At 69.6% G+C, this 14,790-nt stretch carries 13 protein-coding genes, 3 tRNA genes and 1 pseudogene; 10 read left to right on the top strand and 7 right to left on the bottom strand.

Features of this window, described 5'->3' with window-relative positions; translation table 11 throughout:
* Positions 1-464 (top strand): hypothetical protein (locus NGF19_RS02190; RefSeq protein ID WP_252421711.1); only part of this gene is annotated, 464 nt, incomplete at its 5' end.
* A 50-nt stretch (positions 465-514) separates the two neighbouring features.
* Positions 515-946 carry a DUF6023 family protein gene (locus NGF19_RS02185; RefSeq protein ID WP_252421710.1) on the top strand — a complete coding sequence of 144 codons (432 nt, stop codon included), beginning with the start codon at positions 515-517 and terminating at the stop codon, positions 944-946.
* A gap of 431 nt (positions 947-1,377) precedes the next feature.
* Here the strand turns inward: NGF19_RS02185 and NGF19_RS02180 are convergent, their stop codons facing one another.
* Positions 1,378-1,752, bottom strand: coding sequence for a DUF4192 family protein (locus NGF19_RS02180; protein WP_252421709.1), 375 nt, complete (start codon positions 1,750-1,752; stop codon positions 1,378-1,380).
* Here NGF19_RS02180 and NGF19_RS02175 point away from each other — a divergent pair.
* Complete coding sequence (locus NGF19_RS02175; protein ID WP_252421707.1) at positions 1,733-3,118, top strand: tyrosine-type recombinase/integrase; 1,386 nt, start codon at positions 1,733-1,735, stop codon at positions 3,116-3,118. The two genes, NGF19_RS02180 and NGF19_RS02175, sit on opposite strands and share 20 nt — an antisense overlap.
* Positions 3,100-3,279, top strand: a complete 180-nt coding sequence (locus NGF19_RS02170) for a hypothetical protein (protein ID WP_252421706.1) — start codon at positions 3,100-3,102, stop codon at positions 3,277-3,279. Before NGF19_RS02175 ends, NGF19_RS02170 begins: the two co-directional genes overlap by 19 nt.
* A 150-nt stretch (positions 3,280-3,429) precedes the next feature.
* On the opposite strand, the gene NGF19_RS02165 is transcribed toward NGF19_RS02170, so the two are convergent.
* From NGF19_RS02165 to NGF19_RS02155, 3 genes are all read right to left on the bottom strand, one after another.
* Positions 3,430-3,503 (bottom strand) — tRNA-Ile (locus NGF19_RS02165).
* A gap of 168 nt (positions 3,504-3,671) precedes the next feature.
* Positions 3,672-3,744, bottom strand: a tRNA-Asn gene (locus NGF19_RS02160).
* Between the two features lie 5 nt (positions 3,745-3,749).
* Positions 3,750-3,822 (bottom strand) — tRNA-Asn (locus tag NGF19_RS02155).
* Between the two features lie 165 nt (positions 3,823-3,987).
* Here NGF19_RS02155 and NGF19_RS02150 point away from each other — a divergent pair.
* From NGF19_RS02150 to NGF19_RS02135, 4 genes are all read left to right on the top strand, one after another.
* Positions 3,988-4,287, top strand: a complete 300-nt coding sequence (locus NGF19_RS02150; protein ID WP_252421705.1) for a YtxH domain-containing protein — start codon at positions 3,988-3,990, stop codon at positions 4,285-4,287.
* 69 nt (positions 4,288-4,356) lie between these two features.
* Positions 4,357-5,811 (top strand): FGGY family carbohydrate kinase, encoded by a 1,455-nt coding sequence (locus tag NGF19_RS02145; RefSeq protein ID WP_252421704.1) that lies wholly within the window; start codon positions 4,357-4,359, stop codon positions 5,809-5,811.
* 110 nt (positions 5,812-5,921) lie between these two features.
* Positions 5,922-7,655 (top strand): ABC transporter ATP-binding protein, encoded by a 1,734-nt coding sequence (locus tag NGF19_RS02140; protein WP_252421703.1) that lies wholly within the window; start codon positions 5,922-5,924, stop codon positions 7,653-7,655.
* A complete protein-coding gene (locus NGF19_RS02135; protein WP_252421702.1) occupies positions 7,655-9,574 on the top strand; it encodes an ABC transporter ATP-binding protein in 1,920 nt (639 codons plus the stop codon). Before NGF19_RS02140 ends, NGF19_RS02135 begins: the two co-directional genes overlap by 1 nt.
* A 79-nt stretch (positions 9,575-9,653) precedes the next feature.
* Here NGF19_RS02135 and NGF19_RS02130 read toward each other — a convergent pair.
* Positions 9,654-10,895, bottom strand: a pseudogene (locus tag NGF19_RS02130) (RNA polymerase sigma factor).
* A 150-nt stretch (positions 10,896-11,045) separates the two neighbouring features.
* On the opposite strand from NGF19_RS02130, the gene NGF19_RS30570 reads away from it, so the two are divergent.
* Positions 11,046-11,174, top strand: coding sequence for a hypothetical protein (locus NGF19_RS30570; protein WP_289733837.1), 129 nt, complete (start codon positions 11,046-11,048; stop codon positions 11,172-11,174).
* A gap of 18 nt (positions 11,175-11,192) precedes the next feature.
* Complete coding sequence (locus NGF19_RS02125) at positions 11,193-11,408, top strand: hypothetical protein (RefSeq protein ID WP_252421700.1); 216 nt, start codon at positions 11,193-11,195, stop codon at positions 11,406-11,408.
* 18 nt (positions 11,409-11,426) lie between these two features.
* Here the strand turns inward: NGF19_RS02125 and dnaG are convergent, their stop codons facing one another.
* Both dnaG and NGF19_RS02115 read right to left on the bottom strand, forming a co-directional pair.
* Positions 11,427-13,331, bottom strand: coding sequence for a DNA primase (gene dnaG / locus NGF19_RS02120; RefSeq protein WP_252421699.1), 1,905 nt, complete (start codon positions 13,329-13,331; stop codon positions 11,427-11,429).
* 103 nt (positions 13,332-13,434) lie between these two features.
* On the bottom strand, positions 13,435-14,700 hold the full coding sequence (locus NGF19_RS02115) for an NAD(P)/FAD-dependent oxidoreductase (protein ID WP_252421697.1): 1,266 nt from the start codon (positions 14,698-14,700) through the stop codon (positions 13,435-13,437).
* Positions 14,701-14,790 lie beyond the last annotated feature (90 nt).

The following is a 14,790-nucleotide window of genomic DNA, read 5'->3' as shown; positions in this document are numbered from 1 at the left end:
GCCGGCCGGGGTCCGGCCGGGGGGCCACCATGTGCGACTACCCATCCACCTGGTACAACGTCACCTCGAAGAAGGCCACCCACGTCCCGTCATGGTGGAACGGCACCAAGTACAAGGACGGTCCGGGCGGCACCATGAAGGTGTCTGTGATCAAAGGCGGCACCATCTCCCTCGAGGTCGCGGGCAGCGGCGAATTCCAAGCCGGTGCGCTCCTGGCCAAGGCCAAGGTCAGCGTCAGTGCCAAGGTCACCAGTAGCGTGACCATCACCACAGGCCACGAGTACACGCACAACATCGCCAAGAAGAAGTACGGACATCTTCAGTACGGTTCGTGGGGGTACAAGATCACCTGGAAGCGGTACCGATTGAACGCCAAGACCTGCGGCGGAGTAGAGATCGCGCACGGATCGGCAACGCTACCCACGAAGGAGACCGGCTGGAAGTACTGGGAAACCTCCTCATGAGCCCTTCACGTTCACGGGTGTGGATCATTGGATGCGCGCTGGCAGCCTCAGTGTTCACGCTGGCCTCCTGCACCTCCTCCGGTAATGACAACCACGCCTCCGCCAGTTCACCGCCGACGCCGAGTTCATCCCCGACGGCGACCGGCCTCTCCGAACAGCAGCTCACCAAGCAAGCGCAAGACGCCCTTGCCGCCGTCCACACCGGGCATTTGGTCGAAGGCGGCACCGAACGCGTGACGGACGGCATCCATACCGAACCGATGCTCGACGCGGGCAAGGCCTACCGTCTCACCCTCGTGTGCGTCGGCAGTGGCAGCGCGCACGTCACCTTCACACCGGCGAGCGCCGGTAAGCAGTCCACGCTCCCATGCGATCAGTCCGTGGCCCAGCAGCGGATCACAGCGCCCCGTCAGATACGCCTCGATGTCGACGCCACCAAGGGAGCAACCGGTGTGATCGCCTGGCAGATCGATTCGATCTGAGAACGAACCGCGCTTCACATGTCGGCCGGTGCTTTACCGCAACTGCTAGCACCCGGCCGCCGCAAGGTTCTCCCGGAGAGCCGTTTCTATCTGCGGAGACGCAAGAACGGGGGCCGTCACTCCACAGGGGCGGCCCCCGTTCAGTCGTTCGGACCAAGATCCAGTGGACACACAGTGGATGGGGGCAGTTCGCGGACAGGATCCCCCACGTCACCTTCCGACGCGCGTTCGGAGCCCGGCGACCCGCTCGTCTGTCCTTTCTCCGTTGGACGCGCTTTCAAGGTTCCCTCGCTCGGCGGCAACTCCTGCGGCCAGGCGCTGTTTGCGGGCGCTGGAGCCGTGCCCTGTGCTTCTTCAGTGCGCGGTGGGTGCTGGCGTGGGGTGCAGGGTTGGGGCGGCCCCGGCGGTGTGTGCCGGGGCCGCCGTGACAGTCAGAGGGTGTCGAGGTCCGCTCGGCTCGCAGTGAACCGCGCTGCCTCGTCACGGAACACTTCCAAGATCGAGGCCGGATCGCACTCGGTGCGGATTTCGCCGAGCAGCAGCCCGGCCAGGGTGTATCCGGGGTAGATATCCAGGGCGTCCGTGAAGGCGTGGCTGGCAGTGGTGGTGTCGCCCTGTCGCCAGGCGGCCCAGCCGAGGAGGGTGAGGAGCGGCGGGGCCTTGTCGGTGTGCGGCGGAACGCAGCGCCGGGCGAGGTTTCCCCAGAGCTGCCGTTCGTAGGGGAGGTCGTCCCCCTCGCCAGTGGACAGTGCGGCGTCCCGGGTCTGCGGGTCTTGCAGGCCGAGGATGATCTCCGACGAGACCATGGCCGACTTCCTCGCCCGCTGGCTCAACGCCAAGAAGTCCTTGGCCCGGACCACCCGCCACGGCTACATGGAGCACGTCAATCTCTACCTCGGGCCGCACCTGGGGCACCTCAAGAGGCGAGACCTCCGTGTGCGCCACCTGGACCGTATGTACGACGCCATACAGAAGGAGAACGCCGAACGCGTCCTCCACAAGCTGCGCGTGGATGAACTGACCGAGCGTCGAGACGCAGCCGAGACCGCGTGGATACGCGCGAAGGGGAAGACCGAGGGACGGCGCCGAACACGGCAGGAGTACCTGGCTGCGAACAACGCACTGCGCGACGGACGCCGAGGCCTGCGGAAGGTCACTTCCGCAGCGACCATGCACCGCATCAACGACACCCTCAGCTCGGCCATCGCCTGGAGGATCAAGACCGAGGAGGCATTCGCCAAGAACTGGGCGCGGCTCGTCGAGCTGCCGGCCGTCAGCCGCCCCAAGCCCCTCGTCTGGACCCCGGAACGCGTCGAGCACTGGAAGACGACCGGCCAGAAGCCGAGTCCGGTCATGGTGTGGCCCCCTGAGCAGACCGGTGAATTCCTCGACTTCGTAAGGGACGACCGGCTCTACTCCCTCTGGTACGCGTTCATCTTCAGCGGCCCCCGCCGCGGGGAGATGTGCGCGCTGCCCTGGCCTGAAGTCAACCTCGATGCCCTCTGGCTCCGAATCTCGGCGCAGATGGTCGAGGTCGCCTACCGCCAGTACGGCGAGGTCCTGGGCCACTGGCGCGGTGAGCAAGTGAAGGAACGTCAGGAGTGGAGCGAGGTAGAGGCGTGGGTCGAATCTGACCGGGGGTGGACCCAGGAGAACGGAGAACCCCTTCACCCCGACTGGGTGTCGCGCCGCTTCAAACGCCTCGTGGAGCTGTCCGGACTACCCCCTGTGCGCCTCCATGATCTCCGGCACATCTCCGCGACGCTGTCGCTGCTCGCGAAGAACGACATCAAGGTCGTACAGGAGCGGCTGGGGCACTTCTCCCGGCAGGTCACCTCCGACACCTACACGAGCGTTGTGCCCGAGATGATGCGGACCGACGCGGAGTCCATCGTCTCCGTCGTGCCGCGCGTTGTGTCCTACGACGTCCACCAAAGGCTGGAGTTCCCCGAAGAGGCGTTCCACGATGGCGTCGTCGTCCTGTTCACCCGCTGCGCGCGCGACGACGCCAACGCCTGGACCGTCGAAGCGCGGACGGCTCCCGAAGCTCCCGCACTCGGACGGATCAGCACCGTTGGAGGGGCCAGGAACAAGCCGCCTACGCGGCGTTGCAATGGATTCGCGAGCACTGCGCCGACCGTGGGTGGGATGCGATGCGCATCGAGAACTTGAGCGACCACTACCCGGAGGAGCTGCGTCCGCACAACGCCCTGCTCCGCTTCACCATCGCCCGGCCGAAGGATCTGGACGTGACCCAGTGGCGCCCTCTGCCCGCGCCCTCCGATGGCCGGGCCGGGGGCAAGCGACGACCGAAGCAGCTCAAGAAGGCGTGACCGTCTGTTGGCCACAGCAAGGCCGTCCGGGCCACTGTAAGGCCACTCGATCCTGGTCTGAACGAATGAACGGGGGCCGCCCCTGTGGAGTGGCGGCCCCGGTTCTCACGTCACCGCAGGTAGAAACGGTTCCGCAGGGGAACCGCGCGGTGGGGCGGGTGGGACTCGAACCCACGGCCGACGGATTATGAGTCCGCTGCTCTAACCGGCTGAGCTACCGCCCCGTACGGCGCGTCGCGCACAAGTGTGCGCGCCGTCTGCCGCAGCATAGCCGCTCATACGATCTCCTGCTTCGGATGGTCGGCTTCATCTGACCTTGAGGACTCCGCAGCGCGTGCGGTGGTTCCTGCGGGCATGAAAAAGGACCCCTGTGGGGTCCTGATCCATCTGGGCTCCCCCGACTGGACTCGAACCAGTAACCTGCCGGTTAACAGCCGGCTGCTCTGCCAATTGAGCTACGGAGGACCGAGCTCCCCCGACTGGACTCGAACCAGTAACCTGCCGGTTAACAGCCGGCTGCTCTGCCAATTGAGCTACGGAGGAATGCCTCGTTCGCATCGAACGTACCTCCCTCGGCATCTGCCAGGGGGCGCTCGCTCGCTGCGACACATACATTAGCGCAAGCAGGGGGGTGCTCCGCCAATCGGTATCCCCCCGCGATCGATGCCCCACGGGGGACGACGCAGAAGCTAGGGAAGGGTGACCGCCATGCGCTATCGGCTCACGTTCTTCGCCGGGGTGGCTCTCGGCTATGTACTGGGCACGCGGGCCGGGCGCGAGCGGTACGAGCAGATGAAGAAGTCCGCTCGTCAGGTCGCGCAGAACCCCGCGGTGCGCAACACCGCCGAATCCGCCGCCCAGCAGGGCCGCGACTACGCGGGCCGGGCCTATCACGCGGTGAGCGGCAAGACCCATGTGCCCGACTCGATCGCGGCCCGGGTGCGCTCCCTGCGCGAGCGGCGTACGAAGGGCGTCGGCGAGGACGACTGGGGTACGAGCACCGGCTGACCACCGCGGGCCTGCCCGTAGCCCCGGGCGCGGCACGCACACCCCCGTCGGTACGGCAGAATTTCCGCCATGGGGATAGTCGCCGGGTTGGACAGTTCGCCCGATTTCACTCGTATCGTCGTCTGTGACGCGGACACGGGGGCCGTGTTGCGGCAAGGCTATGCACCGCATCCGGTGGAGCGCCCCGAAGGCGGAGGCCGCCCCTCCGACGTGGATCCGCAGGCCTGGCTGCTGTCCCTCGGCGAGGCGGCGGCCGGCGGCCTGCTGGAAGGCGTGCAGGCCATCGGGGTCTCCGCGCAGCCGAACGCCCTAGTCCCGCTCGACGCCCAGGGCGCCACGGTGCGGCCCGCGCTGGTCGGCGGTGACCGGCGGGCGCAGGTCGCCGGGGCCGATCTCGTGGACGGTCTCGGCGGGCGGCAGGCCTGGGCCGAGGCCGTCGGGTGTGTGCCGCAGGCCGCGCAGCCCGTGACCAAGCTGCGCTGGCTCGCGCGGACCGAACCCGACAACGCGCAGCGCACCGCCCTGCTGCTGCAGGCCCATGACTGGCTGGTGTGGCAGCTCCTGGGGCGGCCCACACGCAGGACCACCGACCGCGGCGGCGCCTCGGGGACCGGGTACTGGTCGGCCGCGACCGGCGCCTACCGCACCGACCTCGTCGAGCTGGCGCTCGGTCACCAGGCCGTGCTGCCCGAGGTGATCGGCCCGTCCGAGGCGGCGGGGACGACGCCGGAGGGGCTGCTGATCTCCGCGGGCACCGGCGAGACCATGGCCGCCGCCCTGGGGCTCGGCATCGGGCCCGGCGACGCGGTCGTCTCGCTCGGTGCCTCCGGGTCGGTGATGGCGGTGCACCCCGAGGCGCTCGTGGACTCGACCGGGATGATCACCTCGCTCGCGGATGCGACGGGCATGCATCTGCCGGTGGTGACCACGCTCAACGCCGTGCGCGCCCTGCGCGGCACCGCCGAGCTGCTCGGCGTTCCCGATCTGCGGTCGCTGTCCGACCTCGCGATGAAGTCGACGCCGGGCTCGCACGGGCTCGTCATGCTCCCGTATCTGGAGGGCGAGCGGACGCCCAGCCTGCCGCACACCGCGGGCACCCTGACGGGTCTGCGGCGCGAGTCGATGAAGCCCGAGCATCTGGCGCGGGCCGCGTTCGAGGGCATGCTGTGCGGGCTCGCGGACGCGCTGGACGTCCTGCGCGGCCGTGGGGTCGACGTACGGCGGATCTTCCTGCTGGGCGCCGCGGCGGAGCTGCCGGCCGTGCAGGCGGTGGCTCCCGCGCTGTTCGGCGTACAGGTCGTGGTGGTGCAGCCCGCCGACTACGCGGCGATCGGCGCGGCCCGGCAGGCGGCCTGGGCGCTCGGTGTGTCCCAGGGCACCCTCGACCCCCACACCCCGCCCGCCTGGCAGGGCGCGGTCGCCCAGGTCCTGGAGCCGGGCGAGGAGCTGGCGGTGGGCCAGGCCGTGCGTCAGCAGTACGTCTCGGTGCGCGAGCAGACCCACCCGGGCGCGTTCCGGCCGTAACACGCCGCTCGTCGGGTTAATCGGTTGAGGTAACGCCGGTGGAGTGTTCGACGATAGGGGGTGGTGCATCCCGACCACCCCGGTCCGCCGACGACTCCGAGAGATCCCGCGTGCTCATACGACTTCTGAGGGCCCATCTGGGCCCGTACAAGAAACCCATCGGCCTGCTGGTGCTGCTGCAGTTCGTGCAGACCTGCGCCACGCTCTATCTGCCCACCCTCAACGCGCACATCATCGACAACGGTGTGGTGAAGGGGGACACCGGTTACATCCTGTCCTTCGGCGGCCTGATGATCGCCGTCTCGCTGGGCCAGGTAGTGTGCAACATCGGCGCCGTCTACTACGGCGCCCGGACGGCGTCGGCCCTCGGCCGGGACGTCCGGGCCGCCGTCTTCGACCGCGTCCAGTCCTTCTCCGCCCGTGAGGTGGGCCGGTTCGGGGCGCCGTCGCTGATCACCCGGACCACGAACGACGTCCAGCAGATCCAGATGCTCGTCCTGATGACGTTCACCCTGATGGTGTCGGCGCCCATCATGTGTGTGGGCGGCATCGTGCTCGCGCTCGGTCTGGACGTCCCGCTGTCCGGCGTGCTGGTCGCGGTGGTCCCGGTGCTCGGCATCTGCGTGGCGCTGATCGTGCGCCGGCTGCGTCCGCTGTTCCGCGCCATGCAGGTCCGTCTCGACACGGTGAACCGGGTGTTGCGCGAGCAGATCACCGGCAACCGCGTCATCCGCGCCTTCGTCCGGGACGCGTACGAGAAGGACCGCTTCAAGGGCGCGAACACCGAACTCACCGAGATCTCGCTCGGCACCGGCCGCACGCTGGCGCTGATGTACCCGCTGGTGATGACGGTGGTGAACCTCTCCTCGATCGCCGTGGTCTGGTTCGGCGCGCACCGTATCGACAGCGGCGGGATGCAGATCGGCGATCTGACCGCCTTCCTGGCCTACCTCATGCAGATCGTGATGTCCGTGATGATGGCCACGTTCATGTTCATGATGGTGCCGCGCGCCGAGGTGTGCGCCGAGCGCGTCCAGGAGGTGCTCGGCACCGAGTCGAGCGTCGTGCCGCCCACCGCGCCCGTCGTCGAGATGCGCCGCCACGGTCATCTGGAGATCCGCGGCGGCGGGTTCGGCTACCCGGGCGCCGAGGAGCCGGTGCTCAAGGCCGTCGACCTGGTGGCGCGGCCCGGCGAGACCACGGCGGTCATCGGGTCCACCGGCAGCGGCAAGTCGACCCTGCTCGGGCTGATCCCCCGGCTCTTCGACGTCACCGACGGCGAGGTGCTCGTGAACGGCGTCGACGTCCGGGAGATCGATCCCGGGCTGCTGGCGCGGACGGTCGGGCTCGTCCCGCAGAAGCCGTATCTGTTCGCGGGTACGGTCGCGAGCAATCTGCGGTACGGCAATCCGGACGCCACCGACGAGGAGTTGTGGCACGCGCTGGAGGTGGCGCAGGCCAAGGAGTTCGTGACGGCCCTGGAGGACGGCCTCGACTCCCCCATCGCGCAGGGCGGCACCAATGTCTCCGGTGGGCAGCGGCAGCGGCTCTCCATCGCCCGCACGCTGGTGCAGCGCCCGGAGATCTACCTCTTCGACGACTCCTTCTCCGCGCTCGACTACGCCACGGACGCGGCCCTGCGCGCGGCGCTGGGGCGGGAGACCGCCGAGGCGACCGTGGTGATCGTCGCCCAGCGCGTGTCGACCATCCGCGACGCCGACCGGATCGTGGTCCTGGACGAGGGCCGGGTCGTCGGCACCGGCAGCCACCACGAGCTGATGGCGAGCAACGAGACCTACCGGGAGATCGTGCTCTCCCAGCTCACGGAAGCGGAGGCTGCCTGATGGCCATGGGACGCATGATGGCCGGCGGCCCCGACCAGCGCTCGATGGACTTCAAGGGGTCCGGGAAGCGGCTCCTCGCCCAGTTCAAGCCCGAACGCGCCTTGATGTACTGGATGGTCGCCTGCGGTGTGCTGAGCGTGGCCCTGTCCGTGGTCGGGCCGAAGATCCTCGGCAAGGCGACCGACCTGGTCTTCGCCGGGATCATCGGCCGCCAGATGCCCTCGGGGGCGTCCAAGGAGCAGGTCCTCGACGCCATGCGGAAGCGCGGCGAGGGCCGCGTCGCCGACATGCTCTCGGGGACGGACTTCACGCCGGGCAAGGGCATCGACTTCGGTGCCGTGGGGGACGTACTGCTGCTGGCGCTGGTGACGTTCCTGGTGGCCGGGCTGCTGATGGCGGTCTCCACGCGGCTCTCCAACCGGGCCATCAACAAGACGGTCTACCGGCTGCGCGAGGACGTGCAGGCGAAGCTGTCGCGGCTGCCGCTGTCGTACTTCGACCAGCGGCAGCGCGGTGAGGTGCTCAGCCGCGCGACCAACGACATCGACAACATCGGGCAGACGCTGCAGCAGTCGCTGGGGCAGCTCGTCAACTCGCTGCTGACCATCGTGGGCGTGCTGGCGATGATGTTCTGGGTGTCGTGGCTGCTGGCCCTGGTCGCGCTGGTGACCGTGCCGCTCTCCTTCGTCGTGGCCACGCGCGTCGGCAAGCGCTCGCAGCCGCACTTCGTGCAGCAGTGGAGCACCACCGGCGCGCTGAACGCGCACATCGAGGAGATGTACACCGGGCACACGCTGGTGAAGGTGTTCGGGCGCCAGGAACAGTCGGCGCGGCAGTTCGCCGAGCAGAACGAGAAGCTGTACGAGGCCGGGTTCAAGGCGCAGTTCAACAGCGGTGTGATGCAGCCGCTGATGATGTTCGTCTCCAACCTGAACTACGTACTGGTGGCGGTCGTCGGTGGGCTCAGGGTCGCCTCCGGCTCGCTGTCCATCGGTGACGTCCAGGCCTTCATCCAGTACTCGCGGCAGTTCTCGATGCCGCTCACGCAGGTCGCGTCGATGGCGAACCTCGTGCAGTCGGGCGTCGCTTCGGCGGAACGGATCTTCGAACTCCTGGACGCCGAGGAGCAGGAGGCGGACCCCGAGCCCGGGATGCGCCCCGACGAGTTGCGTGGCCGGGTCGCGCTGGAGAACGTGTCGTTCCGCTACGACCCCGACAAGCCGCTCATCGAGGACCTGTCGCTGAAGGTGGAACCGGGGCAGACGGTCGCGATCGTCGGCCCGACGGGCGCGGGCAAGACGACGCTCGTGAACCTGCTGATGCGGTTCTACGAGGTCACCGGCGGCCGGATCACGCTCGACGGTGTCGACATCGCCAAGATGTCGCGGGACGAGCTGCGGGCCGGGATCGGGATGGTGCTCCAGGACACCTGGCTGTTCGGGGGCACGATCGCGGAGAACATCGCCTACGGTGCCCGGCGCGAGGTCACGCGCGACGAGATCGAGGAGGCGGCGCGGGCCGCGCACGCGGACCGGTTCATCCGGACGCTGCCGGACGGCTACGACACCGTGCTCGACGACGAGGGCACGGGGGTCAGCGCGGGTGAGAAGCAGCTCATCACCATCGCGCGGGCGTTCCTGTCCGACCCGGTGATCCTGGTGCTCGACGAGGCGACGAGTTCGGTCGACACCCGTACCGAGGTGCTCATCCAGAAGGCGATGGCCAAACTCGCGCACGGGCGGACGTCGTTCGTCATCGCGCACCGGCTGTCGACGATCCGGGACGCGGACACGATCCTAGTGATGGAGAACGGGTCCATCGTCGAACAGGGCGCGCACGGCGAGCTGTTGACGGCCGACGGGGCGTATGCGCGGCTGTACAAGGCGCAGTTCGCGCAGGCGGTGGCCGAGGTCGACTGACGCCGGACACCCGGGGCCCGGGGCCGGTGCTGAACTCCAGCACCGGCCCCGGTCGTTCGGGGGCCGGTCGAGGGGCGGGTCAGTCGAGATATCCCCGCAACTGCTCCGCGTACGCGTGGTCCCGCAGCTTGTTCAGGGTCTTCGACTCGATCTGGCGGATCCGTTCACGGGTCACGCCGAAGATGCGGCCTATCTCCTCCAGCGTGCGGGGGCGGCCGTCCACCAGTCCGTACCGGAGCTGTACGACCTTGCGCTCGCGTTCGCCGAGGGTGGACAGGACCGCGTCCAGGTGCTGCCTGAGCAGCAGGAAGGCGGCGGACTCGACCGGGCTCGCGGCGTCGCCGTCCTCGATGAGGTCGCCGAGGGCCACGTCGTCCTCCTCGCCCACGGGCGCGTGCAGCGAGACCGGCTCCTGGGCGAGCCGCAGCACCTCGCGGACGCGTTCGCCGGGCAGGCCGAGGTGCGCGGCGACCTCCTGGGGTGTCGGCTCGTAGCCGCGCTCCTGGAGCATCCGGCGCTGGACGCGCACGACCCGGTTGATCAACTCGACGACGTGGACCGGGACGCGGATGGTGCGCGCCTGGTCGGCCAGGGCGCGCGACATGGCCTGGCGGATCCACCAGGTCGCGTACGTCGAGAACTTGTACCCGCGGGCGTAGTCGAACTTCTCGACGGCCCTGATCAGGCCGAGGTTGCCCTCCTGGACCAGGTCGAGCATGGTCAGCCCGCGGCCGACGTACCGCTTGGCGACGGAGACGACGAGCCGCAGGTTGGACTCGATGAGCCGCCGTTTGGCCACCCGGCCCATGACCACCAACCGGTCGAGATTCAGGGCGAGTTGGGTGTCCAGGTCGGGGGTGTTGCCGAGCTTCTCCTCGGCGAACAGGCCGGCTTCGACACGGCGGGCGAGTTCGACCTCCTCCTCGGCCGTGAGCAGGGGGACGCGGCCGATCTCGCGCAGATACTGGCGGAACAGGTCCGAGGACGGGCCGGGGTCGGTGGCGCCGCGGAACGATTCGACGGGCTCGGGCGCCTCTACGGCCGCGCCGGGCCCCGCCTCGGGGTGGTGCGCGGGCCGGCTCTGCGAGGGCACGGCCGAAAGGACGTCGCTCTCCACGTCCGGCTCGTCCGCAGGGGTGTCGGTCTGGGTGAGGGTCTGGGTCTGCACGGGGGCGACCTCCAGGGATGTCGCTGCGGGGGGCGTGCGGCAGCGGTACGTCGGGGATGCCGCCGGGCATCCCGTGGTCGTCGAGCGGAACCGCGGGGTGCCGGACCCGCCGTACACGGGTCGGCCACGCTCCGAGGACTCAGGAACCGGAATCCAGTGTGGAGTACGACACAAGGCCACCACGAGGGGCGTGCGACCACTTTCTGAGTTCGTTCCGTGACCGCCTGGTTACTCAGTTCGTTGGACCATCGGACTGATGGCCGGGGGCGCTGAAGTCTCCCCGAGTAAGGCAGGATGGGTGGCATGGGCGAGATCGAGGAGCTGCGGCGGCGCATCGAGGCGCTGGAGGCACAGGTGAGTCAGGTCGTGGAGCAGCAGACCACGACGCAGAACCTTGCCGTGGGCTCCGACCGTGACGTGGCCGCACTGTAAGTGCAGCGTCGGTCCGATATGCAACTGATCCGGGCACTGCGTGACACGCAACTGGAGCACGGCAAGGCGCTGGAGGCGCAGAGCAAGGCGCTGGAGGCGCACACCAAGACCCTGACCGAGCACGGCAAGCTTCTCGGCGCCCTGGTCTCCGGCCAAGTGGCGATGATGGAGCAGCTTCAGGCGATCACCGATCACCTCGGGGTCACACCGCCCGACGCGCACCCGGAGGCGTAACCGCTCACGCGGCGGCGTTCAGAGCGCCGCCGCGCCCCTCTCCCGCAACGCCTGGTCGTACTGCTGGAGTACCCACAGTTCGTTCTGTACCGCGGACAGGTGGGCCGGGTCGCCGTGGGGGCCCAGGCGGGTCAGGGTGCTCTGGACGTCGCGGACGCGGCGTTCGACCGCGCGGCGGCGGACCGAGACGAGGACCGTGCCCGCGTAGACCTCGTCGACCGTGCGGCGCATGATCGCCTCGACCGCGAGTTCCGTGACCATGGCGCGGACCGTGTCGTCGGGGGCCGCCTCGCGAACGCGGATCAGGTACTCCTGCGGGTCCTGGGCGCCGTACTCCACCCCGCCCGCCTCCAGGATCGCCTCGCGGACCGCCGCGTACGGCGCCGCGGTGAACTCGTCCACGCCGTACGCGTCGAACGCCGGGGAGACCAACTCCGGCTGCTGCAGGGCCAGTTTGAGCAGCTCGCGCTCGGTCGCGTAGACCGGGTTGCGGAGGTTGAGCGCCGGGCCCGAGGCGCTCCGGCGCGGCGCCGCCTCGTACGGCTGCGCCGGGCGCGGCCCGGTCGGCGCAGGGCCCCTGCCGCCCCGCTGACGCGCCCAACGGGCCAACTGTCCCACCCGCTTGACCACGAACTGCGTGTCCAGGATGCCGAGCATCCCGGCGAGCTGCACCGCGACCTCGTGCTGAGCGCCGCTGTTCTTGATCCGGGCGACGACCGGAGCCGCCTCGTCGAGCGCCGCCGCGCGGCCCGCGGGGGTCTCCAGGTCATAGCGTCCGACGATCTGCCGGAGCGCGAACTCGAAGAGCGGCGTACGGGGTTGGGCCAGATCGGCGACGGCCTCGTCCCCCTTGGCCAGGCGCAGCTCGCAGGGGTCCATCCCGTCCGGCGCGATCGCGATGTATGTCTCGGCGGCGAACTTCTGGTCGTCCTCGAAGGCACGCAGGGCCGCCTTCTGACCGGCCGCGTCGCCGTCGAACGTGAAGATCACCCGCGCCGAGCCGTTGTCCATCAGCAGCCGCCGCAGGATCTTGATGTGCTCACCGCCGAAGGCCGTGCCGCAGGTCGCGATGGCCGTGGGCACACCCGCGAGATGGCAGGCCATGACGTCCGTGTAGCCCTCGACCACGACCGCGCGGCTCGACTTCGCGATCTCCTTCTTCGCCAGGTCGATGCCGTAGAGGACCTGCGACTTCTTGTAGATCGCCGTGTCGGGGGTGTTCAGGTACTTCGGGCCGTTGTCCGCCTCGTACAGCTTGCGCGCGCCGAAGCCGACCACGTCCCCGCCGATGTCGCGGATCGGCCACATCAGTCGGCCGCGGAAGCGGTCGATGGGCCCCCGGCGGCCCTCCTGGGAGAGCCCGGAGAGCAGCAGCTCCTTGTCGCTGAAGCCCTTGCCGCGCAGATAGCGGGTGAGGTGGTCCCAGCCCTGGGGGCTGTAGCCGACGCCGAAGTGGACCGCGGCGGCCTGGTCGAAGCCGCGCTCGGCCAGGAACACGCGTCCCGTCTCGGCCTCGGGGCTGGTGCCGAGCTGCTCGGCGTACCACTGGGCGGCGATCTGGTGCGCCTCGACCAGGCGGATCCGCTCGCCGCGCTGGTGGCTGGGGTTGTACCCGCCCTCCTCGTACCGCAGCGTGATGCCCGCGCGGGCGGCGAGGCGCTCGACCGCCTCCGAGAACGTGAGGTGGTCGACCTTCATCACGAACGTGATGGTGTCGCCGCCCTCTTGGCAGCCGAAGCAGTGGAACAGGCCCTTGCTCGGGCTGACCTGGAACGACGGCGACTTCTCGTCATGGAAGGGGCACAGGCCCTTGAGGTTCCCGCCGCCCGCGTTGCGCAACTGCAGGTACTCGGCCACGACGGAGTCGATCGGGACCGCGTCCCGTACCGCCTTCACGTCCTCGTCGTTGATCCGTCCTGCCACGAGGAGATTCTACGGGGGCGCACGGACAGCCCGGCGGGCCCGTGCCGCGCCCCCGGCGGCGAGCGGGGCACCGCACGCGCTGCCGCGCCCACCCCGCCGCCACCTAGGCGGACAGGGTCTCCAGCGCGACCGCCGGGTCCGCGAGCGCCTCCCGGTCCACCACCGTCCTCGCCCTGATCAGCGACTGAACGGGCTCTGTGACGTCCCACACATTCACGTTCATCCCGGCCAGCACCCGCCCCTCCCGCAGCCAGAACGCGATGAAGCGCCGCTTGCCGACGTCGCCCCGGATCACCACCTCGTCGTACGAACCGGGCGGCGCCCACCCCGAGTACTCCATCCCCACGTCGTACTGGTCCGAGAAGAAGTACGGCACCCGGTCGTAGGTCACCTCGCGGCCGAGCATCGCGCGGGCGGCTGCCGGGCCGCCGTTCAGCGCGTTCGCCCAGTGCTCCACGCGCAGCCGGGTGCCGAACAGGTCGAGTGGGAAGGACGCCACGTCACCGGCCGCGTAGATGTCGGGGTCGGACGTACGCAGCCCGGTGTCCACCGCGATACCGCCGCCCTGCGCGCGGTCGGCCAGTTCCAGTCCGGCCGCCTCCGCGAGAGCCACCCGCGGCGCAGCGCCGATCGCGGCGAGCACGCCGTGCGCGGGGTGTTCCTCGCCGTCGTCGGTGCGGGCGGCCAGCACCATGCCGTCCTGGCCGACGATCTCGGTGAGCCGGGCCCCGAAGTGGAAGCGGACGCCGTGTTCGCGGTGCAGTTCGGCGAAGAGATTGCCCAGCTCGGGGCCGAGGACGCCGTGCAGCGGGGTCGGCTCGGGCTCGACGACGGTGACCTCCGCGCCGTACTCGCGGGCCGCCGCCGCGATCTCCAGGCCGATCCAGCCGGCGCCCGCGATCACCAGATGGCCGTTGTCCCGGCCGAGCGCGCTCAGTACGCCCTTGAGTCGCTCGGCGTGGGCGAGGCGGCGCAGATGGTGGACGCCCACGAGGTCCGTGCCCGGGATGTCCAGGCGCCGGGGCTCGGCGCCGGTGGCGAACAGCAGCTTGTCGTAGTGGACGAGCGTCCCGTCGTCGCCGTAGCGGACCGTCTTCGCGGCGCGGTCGACGGCGACGACGGTCTGGCCGAGATGCAGTTCGACGTCGTGGCGGGCGTACCAGGCGGGCTCGTGCACGAAGACGCTGTCGCGCTCCTCCTTGCCGAGCAGATAGCCCTTGGACAGGGGAGGCCGCTCATAGGGGCGGTCGCGTTCGTCGCAGATGAGGATCACGCGGCCGGTGAAGCCCTCCGCCCGGAGCGTCTCGGCCGCCTTCGCGCCGGCCAGACCTCCTCCCACGATGACGAACGTCTGGTCCTCGTCGACCACGTGATGCCTCCTCGTGAGGATGTCGCCCCTTGCGAGCGTCCCGCACGCAGCGTGATGCGGGAAGAGGGAGTGACCCGATCAGGCCACGCT

The organism is Streptomyces macrolidinus, from assembly GCF_023887685.1.
Taxonomy (GTDB): domain Bacteria; phylum Actinomycetota; class Actinomycetes; order Streptomycetales; family Streptomycetaceae; genus Streptomyces; species Streptomyces macrolidinus.
This window is presented reverse-complemented; position numbering and strand designations above follow the sequence as displayed.

Excerpts from the sequence above, each read along its gene's own strand:
- NGF19_RS02180 (WP_252421709.1), bottom strand. The coding sequence starts at position 1,752 with ATGGTCTCGTCGGAGATCATCCTCGGCCTGCAAGACCCGCAGACCCGG.
- NGF19_RS02135 (WP_252421702.1), top strand. The coding sequence starts at position 7,655 with ATGGCCATGGGACGCATGATGGCCGGCGGCCCCGACCAGCGCTCGATG.
- NGF19_RS30570 (WP_289733837.1), top strand. The coding sequence starts at position 11,046 with ATGGGCGAGATCGAGGAGCTGCGGCGGCGCATCGAGGCGCTGGAGGCA.
- NGF19_RS02125 (WP_252421700.1), top strand. The coding sequence starts at position 11,193 with ATGCAACTGATCCGGGCACTGCGTGACACGCAACTGGAGCACGGCAAG.
- NGF19_RS02175 (WP_252421707.1), top strand. The coding sequence starts at position 1,733 with ATGATCTCCGACGAGACCATGGCCGACTTCCTCGCCCGCTGGCTCAAC.
- NGF19_RS02145 (WP_252421704.1), top strand. The coding sequence starts at position 4,357 with ATGGGGATAGTCGCCGGGTTGGACAGTTCGCCCGATTTCACTCGTATC.
- NGF19_RS02150 (WP_252421705.1), top strand. The coding sequence starts at position 3,988 with ATGCGCTATCGGCTCACGTTCTTCGCCGGGGTGGCTCTCGGCTATGTA.
- NGF19_RS02170 (WP_252421706.1), top strand. The coding sequence starts at position 3,100 with ATGCGCATCGAGAACTTGAGCGACCACTACCCGGAGGAGCTGCGTCCG.